The 12,762-nt window shown below is 72.1% G+C and carries 7 protein-coding genes; 6 read left to right on the plus strand and 1 reads right to left on the minus strand.

Annotated elements, in window-relative coordinates:
* Positions 1 to 209 precede the first annotated feature (209 nt).
* From ACFFIA_RS03250 to ACFFIA_RS03270, 5 genes are all read left to right on the plus strand, one after another.
* Positions 210 to 2,996, plus strand: a complete 2,787-nt coding sequence (locus ACFFIA_RS03250) for an ATP-binding protein (protein WP_377244976.1) — start codon at positions 210 to 212, stop codon at positions 2,994 to 2,996.
* A gap of 177 nt (positions 2,997 to 3,173) precedes the next feature.
* Complete coding sequence (locus ACFFIA_RS03255) at positions 3,174 to 4,640, plus strand: condensation domain-containing protein (RefSeq protein WP_377244979.1); 1,467 nt, start codon at positions 3,174 to 3,176, stop codon at positions 4,638 to 4,640.
* A gap of 2 nt (positions 4,641 to 4,642) precedes the next feature.
* Positions 4,643 to 6,547: a condensation domain-containing protein gene (locus ACFFIA_RS03260; protein ID WP_377244982.1), complete on the plus strand. Its 1,905-nt coding sequence runs from the start codon at positions 4,643 to 4,645 to the stop codon at positions 6,545 to 6,547.
* Position 6,548: 1 nt separating this feature from the next.
* Positions 6,549 to 8,360, plus strand: a complete 1,812-nt coding sequence (locus ACFFIA_RS03265) for a hypothetical protein (RefSeq protein WP_377244985.1) — start codon at positions 6,549 to 6,551, stop codon at positions 8,358 to 8,360.
* Complete coding sequence (locus ACFFIA_RS03270) at positions 8,357 to 9,697, plus strand: glucoamylase family protein (protein WP_377244988.1); 1,341 nt, start codon at positions 8,357 to 8,359, stop codon at positions 9,695 to 9,697. The genes ACFFIA_RS03265 and ACFFIA_RS03270 overlap by 4 nt, the downstream gene beginning before the upstream one ends.
* Before the next feature lie 7 nt (positions 9,698 to 9,704).
* Here ACFFIA_RS03270 and ACFFIA_RS03275 read toward each other — a convergent pair whose 3' ends face one another.
* On the minus strand, positions 9,705 to 11,036 hold the full coding sequence (locus ACFFIA_RS03275) for a serine hydrolase domain-containing protein (protein ID WP_377244991.1): 1,332 nt from the start codon (positions 11,034 to 11,036) through the stop codon (positions 9,705 to 9,707).
* 119 nt (positions 11,037 to 11,155) lie between these two features.
* Here ACFFIA_RS03275 and ACFFIA_RS03280 point away from each other — a divergent pair, with 119 nt between their 5' ends.
* Positions 11,156 to 12,700 carry a glycoside hydrolase family 10-like protein gene (locus ACFFIA_RS03280; protein ID WP_377244994.1) on the plus strand — a complete coding sequence of 515 codons (1,545 nt, stop codon included), beginning with the start codon at positions 11,156 to 11,158 and terminating at the stop codon, positions 12,698 to 12,700.
* Positions 12,701 to 12,762 lie beyond the last annotated feature (62 nt).

Raw genomic sequence — 12,762 nt, forward strand, 5'->3', positions numbered from 1 at the left:
TTGCCCTGCGATGACCAGCCACTGCGTGATCGCGCATCCCGCGTCTCCTGCCCCCTGCCACCGCGACTGGGCTCGCGCCATCCTGCCAGGCACCGCCCCATCTGCCTGCGCCAGGATCGCGTCTCGCACCGGGCGCGGGTATCCGTGAAACTACGGAATCTGTCGAGGCCCGCCTATCCTTGGCCCAGCAGCGAGTCTGGGGAGGCGTCGTGGCTGCGGATGCGCCGCTTGTCGGTCGTGACGCCCAGCTCGCGGCGCTTGACGGAGCCGTGGCGGCCGTGGCCGGCGGCGGGTTCGCGGCGGTCAAGCTGAGTGGCGAGCCGGGCATCGGCAAGACCCGCATGCTGCGCGCGCTGGAGCAGCGGGCGGCGGCGGCCGGCCTGCTCGTGTGCGCGGGCCAGGCCACCGAGTTCGAGCAGGATGTGCCCTTCGCCACGTACGCGGAGGCGCTCCAGCCGCTCCTCGCCGACCGGGCCGCGGGCGAAGAGGGCGACGCCGTGTCGCGCGCGGTCAACGGCCACGCGGCCGCCGGCCCGGCCTCGTTGGTGGACCGGGCGCGCATCTACCCAGGTGTACGGCGGCTGCTCGACGGTGCCCATGCGCCCGGTGTCGCCTTGCTCCTCGACGACCTGCACTGGGCCGACGCACCGTCGCTGGAGCTGACCGAGTACCTGCTCCGCAAGCGCCCGCGGCGGCCGGCGCTGGTGGCGGTCGCGTTCCGCACCGAGCAGCCACCGTCCGGTGTGGTCGACGCGATCGCCCACGCCGGTCCGGCCGCAACGCACATCAGCCTGCCGCATCTCGGGCCGGCCGACGTCGACGCGCTCCTTCCGGAGGTGCCGCGCCGCCGCCGGGCACTGATCATGCGCGCCAGCGGTGGCAATCCGCTCTACGTCCAGGCCCTGTCCCGGCTCCGTGACGACACGCTCGCCGCGCTCGTGGACGACCACGACCTCGACGCCTCGGAGAGCCACATCCTCACCGGGCTCGTCACCGACATCGCCGATCTCGACGAACGGCTACGCCGCGTCGCGTACGCGGCGGCGGTCGCCGGTGCCCACGCGCCGATCGACCTCGTCGCGTACGTGGCCGAGCTGCCGACGAGGGCGGTCATCGCCGGCGCCGACCAGTTGCACCGGCGCGGGCTGATCGACGTCGAAGGTGGCCAGCTCCGCTTTCGCCATCCGCTGGTACGCGCCGCCGCCCACGAGCTGGCCGGTCCGGCGTGGCGGGTCGCGGCGCACGCCCGGGCCGCGGAACACCTGCGGGCGCACCGCGGATCCCTTCAGGTGGTGGCGCACCACACCGCGCGCTCGGCCCAGCCCGGCGACGAGGCCGCCGCCGAGGTGCTGATCGAGGCGGGGCTGGCCTTCACGTACAGCGCGCCCGCCCAAGCCGCCCGCTGGCTCGGCATGGCGCTGCGCCTGCTGCCGGATCTCGACCGCCTCGGTGACCGGCGACCGACCGTGCTGCTTCAGTACGCCCGCGCGCTGGGCCTCGGTGGCGACCTGGAGGGCAGCCGGGAGGTGCTGCGCGAGCTGACGCACGCCGGCGAGCCCGTACGCACCGAGGCAGCGGCCTTCCGCGCGGTCGTCGCCCGCCTGCGTGGTGACATAGACGAGGCGGCGGCGCTGCTCACCGCGGAGCTGGACGGCGAGCGACTGCCCGCGACGGCCGAGGGGAAGCTGCACGTCGAACTCGCCGCGATCGGGGCGCTCCGCGAAGACGGCGAAGCGACCCTGCGCCACGCGGAGCGCGCACTCGCCCTGTTCGGCGACGAACGGCCGGCGCTCGCCGCCGCGGCGCGGGCGCTGCAAGCCTTCGGCAGCCTCCAGGACGGCGACGTCGCCGGCGCCCGGCACCACGCCGCCGCGGCGGCCAAACTCGCGGACACCGCGACCAGCCCGACCCTGCTCCCGCATGTCGAGCTGTTCGGCCCGCTGGCGTGGGTCCACATGCAACTTGGCGACGTCGACGCGGCCGCCCGGGAACTCGACCGGGCGGCGGAGGTCGTGGAGAGCACGCGCGACAGCAGCGCGCTGCCGTACCTGCTGGTCGTGCGGGCCGCGTTGCAGACCCGGCTCGGGCACCTGGAGCCGGCCATCCAGTTGACCGAGGAGGCTGCGGCCGCCGCCGGCCGGATCGGCAGCGCCGAGATGCGGGCCATGGCGGAGGCGGTGTCGCTGCGCCCGCTGCTGTGGACCGCCGGACCGGCCGCCGCCATCGCCGCCGCCGACCGGCTCGCCGCGCTCGACCGGCCGCGTTCCCGGATGTGGTGGCGCGTCGCGCAGGTCAACCTCGCCATCGCGCACCTGGCCGCCGGTAGGACAGGGCGGTGTCTGGAGATCGTCTCCGGCCCGCCGGAGTCGTGGCCGGCCGGGCCGCCGACCGCCGTACCGCGCGACGCCCTGCGCGCCATCGCGCTGGCCCGGTCGGGCGACATGGGCGGCGCCGGACGGTTCGCCAGCCGGGTCGGATCGCTCGCCGACGGCGCGGGACTCGCCCACGAGATCGGCTGGGCGACCGGTGCCCGCGCCTACGTGGCCGCCCATGCCCGCCGCTTCGACGAGGCCGCCGCACTCGCCGACCAGGCGGGCGACCGGTTCGCCACCGCCGAGGCGCCCGTCGAGGAGGCACTCGCGCGGCACCTGGCCGGCATCGCGCACACGCGCGGCGGCCGGCCCGGACGAGCCCGGGACGCCTTCCAGCGCGCGCGGGACGGCTACGAGGCGTACGGCGCGACCTGGCTCCTGTCGGTGCTCGACCGGCATCGGGCCGAAGCACCGCCCCGCGTGGCGCTCTCCGCGCGCGAGCGTGAGATCGCCGAGCTGGTACGGGCCGGCCTGACCAACCAGGAGATCGCGTCCCGCCTCTTCCTCAGCCGCCGCACGGTCGAGTCGCACCTGTCCCGCGTCTTCGCCAAGCTGGGCGTACGCTCCCGCACTGCGATGGCCGGCCGATACGCGGCCGAGTTCGAAGACGAGCCGCCACGCTGAGGCGGTCGGCCCCCGGTTCCGGCGACATGACAGCCCCTACCGCTGCTCATAGATTCTGATCATGGTCGCGAGCAGTGTGGAGGACATCTACGAACTCTCACCACTGCCACAAGGCACGCTCCCGCACACCGTGCGGGACGACAATGCGTTCGCGGTAGAGGCCGGAGAGACGAAGCGATGACCGACACCGACCGGGTCGAGAAGGCCGCGGCGGCCGCCGGCCAACCGGATGCCGCGCTGGACGCGGAGATCGCCGAGCTCGAACGGCAGGTGGCCGAGCGCCTCGAACTCGAACGCCGGCTCGCCGAGCGCGCCGACGCGGAGCGGCGGCTGGCCGAGAAGCGGGCGGCGAAGGAGCGGCTTACCCCGGCGCGGCCCGTGGCGCCACCCCGCCGCGACGGGTCATTCGTGTGCACGTACCAGCAGGAGCGCGCGTGGCTGGCGGCGGGCGTCCACCACCTCCCGCTCGCGCTGCGGCTCCACGGTGAGCTGGTCGTGCCCGCTCTGGCGCGCGCGTCGCACGCCCTGGTGGTGCGGCACGAGGCGCTACGGACCTGCTTCGTCGAACGGGACGGCCGGCTCCGGCAGGTCATCGACCCGCCACCGGCGATCTGGCCACTTCCCGTGCCCGACCTGCCCGCCGGCCAGGTCGGCGCGTGGGCCGCCGAGGAGATCCGCCGGCCGATGGACCTGGCCACCGGCCCGCCGCTGCGTACCGCCCTCGCCCGCGTCGCACCGGACGAACACGTACTCCTCCTGGTCGTGCACGAGATCGTGGCCGACGAGTGGTCGGTGCACATCCTGGCCAACGAGCTGTCCCACCTGTACGCCGCGGCGACCAGCGGCATCCCGCCAAAGCTCCCCGACCTGCCGAGCCAGCCCGCCGAGCACGCCGCCTGGCAGCGCGACTGGTTGGCCGGCCCGGAGCCCGAGCGCCAACTCGACTACTGGCGCCGGCAGCTCGCCGAACTGCCCACTGTGGACCTCCCCGCCGACCGGCCACGCCCCGCCCGTCCCACCGGCGCCGGCGCGACCCTCCGGCGGCGCCTCCCCGACGACCTCGCCGCCGCTGCGCGGGCCTGCGCCGCCGCCAACCGGGTATCGCTCCTCGCGCTGGCGCAGGCCGCACTGCTGACCGTGCTGCACCGGTACACCGGCCAGCGCGACCTGCCGGTCGGGTCGGTCTTCTCCGGGCGCGGGCGGGCCGAGGTGGACCCGCTCGTCGGCTCCTTCGTCAACCCGGTGGTGCTGCGCACCAGCCTCGACGGCGAGCCCGGCTTCGCCGAACTCGCCCGCCGCTGCCACGACACCGTCCGCCAGGCCACCGCACACCAGGAAATCCCGTTCGGCCGCGTCTTGGAGGCGGTACGACCCGGCGGCCCGCCCTTCCGGATCAGCCTGTCGCTGCTGCCCGTAAACGGTGGCGGCGGCCGCACGGCACTGGGCGACCTGGCCGCCGAGCCGGTCGACGCCGGCACCGGCCACAGCGGCTGCGACATCGCCATCGACCTCGACGACCTCACCGAGGGGGAGCTGCACCTGTCGGTCAGATACGCCGCCGAACTCTTCGACGCGAACCGCATCGAGCGCCTGGTCGACCACCTCACCGCCGCACTCACCGGCGGGCTCACCGGTTGGAGATAGGCATGCCCAGTGCCCGCACTGACGAGCACATACCGTTGATGGCCAGCCAGGAGTTCCTCTGGTTGATCTCCTGGTCGACGCCACCGCAGGCAAACAACGTGGTGGTCTGGGACCTGCCGGCCAAGGTGACCAACGCCGAGGTCACAAAGGCGTTCTCCACACTCCTGCTGCGTTACGAGGCGCTGCGCACCACCTTCGGACTCACCGATGCGGGCCTGCCCTACCAGAAGGTCGCCACCACGACCCCACACAGCATCCCGGAGTACGACCTGTCGGCCGATCCGCAGATCGCGTTCGAGGTGACGTCGGAGGTGAGCGCGAGCGTGATCCAGCCGCACGGCTGCCCGCTCTACCACGTGGCGATCCTCGCCGACAGGGAGATGCGCTGGCTGGTGCTGGCGGTGAGTCACCTCGTCGCCGACGGGGAGAGCATGGACGTCCTCCGGCGCGCCTTCTACCAGATACTTCTCGGCGAAGCCCCGCTCGATGCGGGGCGGCAACCGGCCGAACAGGCTTTGCTGGAGACCTCACCGGCCTATCGGCGGAGGTTGGACCGCGCCCTGGCGGGATTCGAGGAGGCGGTACGACAGGCCCCCGCGCGGCTGTTTCCGCTGATGCGCCACGAGGTGCCGCCCGGCACCTGCCTGCTCGCCCGGCTGCGTTCAGCGGCGGTCGACTCGGCGGCGCGAGGGCTGGCCGCGCGGTTGGGGGTCACGACGCCGGCCATCTACTCGACGGTCTTCGTCGCCTGCCTGACCACGCTCTCCCGCAACCCCCACTACGCGATCTACGTCAACTTCCGTGGCCGGTTCGACGCCGCGATGGAGGGCTCCGTCGGCTGCTACTTCACCCGTGGGCTCGTCGCCGGCTCGACCGGCGACGGCGTGAGCTTCCTGGCGCTGACCAGGAGCATCCAGGAGCAGACGCTGAGGGCGATGGAGTCGTCCATATATTCACACTGCGAGGCCGAGGAGGCGCGCGTACGCGTCGAGCGGGCGCGCGGTCGGCTGCTCCCCCTCGCCTCCACATTCGACTACGCGGAGGCGTCCCCCGAGGGTCCACCGCGTGATGAGACCGCCTGCGACGAGGTCTCGGTGGAAGAGACCGAGCATCCGATCCCCAACAACGAGCTGTCGATAATGGTCCGCGCCGGAGCCGGTACGGCGGAGCTGGAACTCCTCGGGTCCGCCGCGGCGCTCACCGGAGATGAGCTGGCGTCCGCGGTGCGCGCGATGGGGCAGGTCATCGTCGCGCTGTCGGAGGATCCGGGAGCCCTCGACGCCGACATCGGCAAGCTGCTCCGGCGGCACGGGATGCCCCAGCAGGCCTACGGGCCCGATGTCGTGTACTCCGACGCGACCTGGATAAACCTGGCCGCCACGCGGGAGTTGGTCGCTTCGCACGAGTACGTGCGGGACGCCTGCGTGGTGGCGAGCGGCGACTCGACGCTCGTGGCGTACGTCGTGGCCAAGTCTCCGGAGCTGCGTCCCTGGCAGTTACGGCGACACATGCTCGACCAACTCCACGCGCATCCGGGCGCGGCGGTGCCGCACCGGTTCAGCGTCGTGGATGCCTCTCCCCCTTCCGGCGAGAGAGACGCGACAGCGTGGGAACGCCAGACGGTCGTCGAAGAGGGCGACGGCAGGTGGTCGCCGCGACGGGAACCCGCGTCGCTCAAGGAGCACGCCATCTCCTCGGCCATCCGGCGGTTTCATCCGGGGATCGAGGTCGACGTCAACACGGACTACGTCAGCTTGGGAGGGCACGCCCTGCTCGCCCCCGCGGTCGCCCGCACTGTCGAAGGCTCCGGATACGCCGGCCTCACCGCGCTCGACCTGCTTCAGCCATGCTCGATCGCCGCTCTGGCCCGCCGGCTCAGTCCCCGACGGCTACCTCCGAAGTGGTGAGATGACGGGCTCGAAGAGGAGGAGTGCGCTCGCGCCGTACGTCTCCGCCATCGTCGCGACGACCGTTTTCGGAATGGTCGCCTTCTACGCGGTCGTCTGGCCCGCCTCGACCCCGGGGCTCTGGCTGGCCCTGGTCGCGCTTCCCCTGCTCGTCGTAGCCGGCCAGGTGGCGTCCACTGTGGTCAACTGGTGCGTCACGCTGATCGTGCCGCCGCGCCGCGTGCCGAGGCTCGACCTTTCGACCGGTGTGCCCGCGGAGTTTCGCACGCTCGTGGTCGTACCCACGATGCTGCCGGATGTGGCGGCGGCGCGTGCCCTGACCGCGAAGCTCGAACGGCACTTCCTGGCCAACCCCGACCGAAACCTGTACTTCGCGCTGCTGACCGACTTCTGCGACGCCGTGGCCCCGCACACCGAGCACGACAGCGCGATCCTGTCCACAGTGTATGAAGGCGTCCAGGCGCTGAACCGGCGGCACGCTCACGCGGGCGACCGGTTTCTCCTCCTGCACCGGCAGCGCCACTGGAACGCGGCGGAGCACAAGTGGATGGGGAGGGAGCGAAAGCGCGGCAAGCTGGCCGATCTCAACGATGTGATCGCCGGCCGGGCGACCACCGCCGACCGGTTTGCCACCGTCGCCGGCCCGGTGTCGATCCTCCCGCACGTGCGGTACGTCATCACGCTCGACGACGACACCGCCCTCCCGCCCGGCGCGGCCAGGAGCCTGGTGTCGGCCATCGCCCATCCGCTCAACCAGGCCAGCTTCGACCCGAGCCGCCGCCGCGTGGTGCGTGGCTACGGCATCCTCCAGCCACGGGTCGCCTCGATCGGCTACGGTGCCGGAGCATCCCAGTTGAGCCGGGCCCTGTCCGGCGGCGCCGCCGTCGACCAGTACACCGGGGACGTGTCGGACGTCTACCAGGACCTGTTCGGCGAAGGCTCGTTCGTGGGCAAGGGGATCTACGACGTCGCCGCCGTCGTGCGCGCGCTCGACGGGGTCATCCCCCCTGACCGCGTGCTCAGCCACGACCTGCTCGAAGGTTGCTACGCGAGATCCGGCCTCATCGGCGACGTGATCCTGACCGAGGGCGCGCCACGGCACTACCACGGCGAGATCTCCCGCCGGAGCCGCTGGGTCCGCGGCGACTGGCAGGCCGCGGCATGGCTGCTGCCGACGGTGCCGGTCTGCGGCGGCGGCCGGATCCCCAATCCGCTGTCGGCGCTGTCGCGCTGGAAGCTGCTGGACAACCTGCGCCGGAGCCTGGTGAAGCCCAGCCTGCTCGCCCTCGCCGTACTCGCGGTCTTCGCGCCGCCCGCGCTGCTCGCGGGGCTGATCGTCGCGATCGTCGCCGTACCCCTCACGCCCGTGGCGATCCGCCTGGCCGACCTGCTGGGCAACAGCCGAAACCTCCGCCAGGCCCGTGACGAGCTGCCGGAAATGTGGCGCCCGGCGTGGCTGGCGCTCACCGAGGTGGTCTTCCTGCCGTACGAGGGCGTGGTCTACGCCAGCGCGATCGTCCGCACCTGGTATCGGCTCGCCATCGGACGGAGACTGCTCGACTGGGTCTCGGCGGGCGAGGTGGCCGGCCGGGCGGTCGGCCTCGGCGGATACCTGGCCCGGATGTGGGCGGCTCCGCTGCTCGGCCTCGTGCTCGTCGGCAGGTTCGCCACGCAGCCCGGCACGCCGACCCTCGGGCTCCTGCTGCTGGGTCTGGCGTGGCTGGCGGCGCCCGTGCTCGCCGACGTGATCAGCCGGTCGCCCGGCCAGCCCGCGCCCGCCGTATCCCGCCGATCCGACTCCGCGTGGGCATGAACGAAACCGAGCTGCGGCGGTGCGCGCGCGACACGTGGTACTCGCTCACCACGCTCGTGGACGAAGGCACCGGCCTGCCGAGCGACCAGATGGACGGCGCGGGCTCCCGGGTCGCGTACACCTCACCGACCAACATCGCCGGCTACCTGTGGAGCGCTCTCGCCGTCCACCAGCTCGGCTTCGTCACCGACCGGGAGGTGACCACGCGGATCGCCCAGGTGCTCGACACGCTCGCCCGGATCGACCGGCACGAGCCGAGCGGCATGTACTACAACTGGTACACGCCCGACACCTGCGCCGTCATGAAGACGTGGCCGAAGGACGGCGTCCCGGTCGACCTCTTCCTGTCCAGTGTGGACAACGCTTGGCTGGCCGCGTCGCTGTGGTTGGTGTGCCAGGCCGCGCCGAGCCTGGCACGGCCGGCGGCCGCGCTGCTCGACTCGATGGACTTCCGGTGGCACTACGATCCGGCGGTCGGACTGCTGCGGGGCGGCTTCTGGACGTCCCGACCCGACGGGCCGAGCGTCCTCGACGACCAGACGCTCGTCTTCCACACGCCGCACCACTACGGCGTGCTCAACAGCGAGACCCGGATCGCCAGCTATGTCGGCATCGCTCTCGGCCAGCTCGAACCCGATCACTACTTCCGGCTGTGGCGCGTCCCGCCGGACTCCGCTCCCCCCGAGTGGCGCGGCCGCGCGAGCCGGGCCGCCGTCCGGGCGCACCTGGGCGTACCGGTCACCGAGGGCTGCTACCGCTACGGGGACATCTCGCTCGTACCGAGTTGGGGCGGCGGCATGTTCGAGGCGCTGATGGTGCCGATCCTCATCCCGGAGGCGCGGTGGGGAAAGGGCAGTTGGGCGGTCAACCACCGCCGGTACGTCGACGCCCAGATCGCCTACTGCCTGCGGGATGCCGCGTACGGGTACTGGGGCCTCTCGCCGTGCAAGGACCCGGCGGGCGACTACGGCGAGTACGGAGTGCCGCACATCGGCATCCGGCCGGAGGGGGAGGCCGCCGGCACCGGGCCGGATCGCGCGGTGGTGACCCCGCACGCGTCGTTCCTGGCTCTGGACCACCGGCCCCGCGAGGCTCTGCACAACCTCGCGCGGCTGCGCCGGGACTTCGCGCTCTACGGACCCGGCGGCTACTACGACTCGGTCAACGTGGTCACCGGCGAGGTCTCGGAGCACTACCTCACGCTCGACCAGGCGATGATCCTCGGCGCGATCGCCAACCTGCTGCGCCCGGACTGCCTGCGCCGCTACTGCGGTGTGGGCGCCTGGCGCGAGGCGATCCGCCCGCTGCTGAAGATGGAGCGGTTTCGGCTCGGCTGACCGCTGGCTATCCCAGCTCGTCCGCGACGGTGTTGGCTATCGCCACCCGCATGGGGTCCGGGTTGGCCCAGCTCCAGTTGGGGTGCGCGCGGTTGGTCAGCAGCGCCAGCACCAGCTTGCGCTTCGGCTCTACCAGCAGCGACGTACCCGTGAAGCCGGTGTGCCCGTAGGTGGCGGACGTGGAGAGGCGCCCCATGAACCAGGGCTGCCGCAGCACCACGCCAAGCCCGTGGTCGGAGGGGCGGCCGGGGCGGTCGGGGTCGACGGCGGGCAGGCCGCGGTTGGCGTTGGTGAGCATCTCCTTCACGAGGTCGCGGGAGAGGATGCGGCCACCGCCCTGGAGGAGGAGTTGACCAATCGCGGCGACGTCGCGGGCCGTGGCGAAGATGCCGGCGCTGCCCGCCACGCCGCCCATGTGGTTGGCGACGTCGTCGTGCACCACTCCGCGCAGCAGCCCTCGGGACGAGCGTGCGTCGGTGGCGACCAGGCGCTCCTTGGAGCTGACCCAGCCCAGTGGCTTGAATCCGGTGTCGCGCAGGCCCAGCGGCCCGGTCAGCTCGGCCTTCAACGCCTGGTCGAGGGTCATCCCGGTGACCTTCTCGACAAGTTGGGCGGCGACCATCAGCCCGGTGCTGGAGTAGCGGTAGACGGTGCCGGGCGTCGCGCCGTCGACCAGCGGGGTGGCGAGCACCGCCCGGCGTTTCGCGGCCATGTCGGGCAGCCCGGACACCTTGGCGCCGACGGGCAGGCCGCTGGTGTGCGTGAGCAGCATCCGGACGGTGACGGTGTCCTTCTGCGCGCCGGTGAAGTCGGGCAGGTAGCTCGCCACCGGCGCGGACAGGTCGACCTTGCCCTTGTCGACCTGACGCAGCAGGAGGATCGCGGTGTAGACCTTGGTCAGCGAGGCCAGGTCGAAGACCGAGTCGGGACGCATGGCCACGCGCTTGGCCGGCGGCAGTTCGACCGGTCCGGCAGAGTACCGGAGTGCGTGGCCGACCGCGACGTGCGCCACCACCTCGCCGTCGACCATGACCAGGGCGACCGCACCGGCGTAGGTGGGGTGTTTCGGGTTTTCCTTGGTCGGCCTGAGGAAGCGTTCGAGCGCGAGCTGGAGCGCGGTGGACTTCCCCGCCGACGCTGACGCGGAGGGCGAGGCGGAGGCGGAGGCGGACGGCGACGAGGCGGCCGGGGATCCGGATGGCGACCCCGAACCAGCCAGCGGCGCGTCGGCCACTCCCGGCGCGGCCCACTGCGGCTCGGACTGGGGACCGCAACCGGCGAGGCCCGCGGTGGCGGCAGCCAGACCAGCTCCGAGTACGGCACGTCGTGTCACAGGCACGCCGAGGATCGTGACACGCGCGCTGACCTCGGCAAAACCAGCCGAACGCCCACTCCACCGGACCGGCTCCCACCGGGCCAGCACTGGAGCCCGGAGAAGTCGCAGTGCAGACTGGGGCGATGGCCCAAAGCTCCCGGGTCCAGCTGGCAGTGGTGCTGGCGGTCGCCGTCCTCGTCACCATCGGTATCGCACGTTGGCAGACCCGCCCCTCCGCGGCGCCCGAGCCAGCGGCGGTGACCAGCACTTGTGCCGGCCAGCCACTCACCGCCGCCCGCCAGCTCCGGGGCATGTGGCTCACCACGGTCAGTAACGTCGACTGGCCCAGCCGCCCCGGCCTGAGCGAGGAGAAGGTCAAGGCGGAGTACCGGGAGTGGCTCGACCTGGCCCAGCGGCGCGGGCACAACGCGGTCTTCGTGCACGTACGGCCGGCGGGCGACGCGTTCTGGCAGTCCGACTACGCGCCCTGGTCGTACTACATGACCGGACGGCGGGACGGGCAGGGGCCGGGGTGGGACCCGATGGCCTTCATGATCGACGAGGCACACGCCCGCAACCTGGAGTTTCACGCCTGGTTCAACCCGTACAAGGCGAGCCAGTCCGGCGTCTTCGCCGAGCTGCCGCCCAACCATCCGCTGCGCGCCCATCCCGACTGGGCGGTCACCTACCCGGCGAAGGGCAAGGGCAGCCGCCTCTACTACAACCCGGGCATCCCGGAGGCGCGCAAGTTCGTGGAAGACTCGATCCTCGACGCGGTCAACCGGTACGACATCGACGGCGTGCACTTCGACGACTTCTTCTACCCGTACCCCCAGGGGAGCGAAGACTTCGCCGACGAGGCCACGTTCAGGGCGCAGGGCCGGGGCATCGCCAACAAGGCCGACTGGCGGCGAGACAACGTCAACCTGCTGGTCCGCGAGACCAACGAGCGGATCAAGGCGGCCAAGCCGTGGGTGAAGTTCGGCATCAGCCCGTTCGGCATCTGGCGCAACGCGTCGACCGACCCGCTCGGCTCCCCCACGCGCGGGTTGCAGAGCTACGACGCGATCTACGCGGACACTCGCCGGTGGGTACAGGAGCGGTGGGTCGACTACATCGTGCCGCAGTTGTACTGGCACATCGGCTTCGCGATCGCCGACTACGCCAAGCTGCTGCCGTGGTGGTCGGAGCTGGTCGCCAACAGTCCGGTGCAGCTTTACGTAGGCCAGGCCGACTATCGCATCGGGCAGAAGGGCGCGTGGGCCAATCCCGCGGAACTCGACCGGCAGTTGGCGCTCAACCGCAAGTACCGGGTCACCGGCAGCGTGCACTTCAGCGCCCGCCAGGTGAAGGCCGACCGGCTCGGCGCGGTATCACGGTACGCGGAGGCCCACTACCGCGAGCCCGCCCTGGTGCCGGCAATGTCACACCTGCCCGGCGAGCGCCCGCCCGCGCCGGAGGTCGAGGCGGACCGCGTCGACGAGGGCGTGCGGCTGCGCTGGGAGGGCGACGCGACGAGCTACGCGGTGTACCGGCTGGACGGCGACACGGCCCGCCTGGTCGCCACGACACGCGGCGCGACCTGGGTCGACACCACGAAGGGCGAGGGCGCGCAAACCTACTGCGTGACGGCCCTTGATCGACTGTGGAACGAGGGAAGCCCGAGCGAACCACGCGTCGTGAGTTAGACACGCATCGCTATCAATTACTGAACGTCGTTGTCCGATAACGCTTTCGATGGTTTTTCCCT

The sequence above is a fragment of the Phytohabitans kaempferiae genome (genome assembly GCF_042433955.1).
GTDB lineage: Bacteria > Actinomycetota > Actinomycetes > Mycobacteriales > Micromonosporaceae > Phytohabitans > Phytohabitans kaempferiae.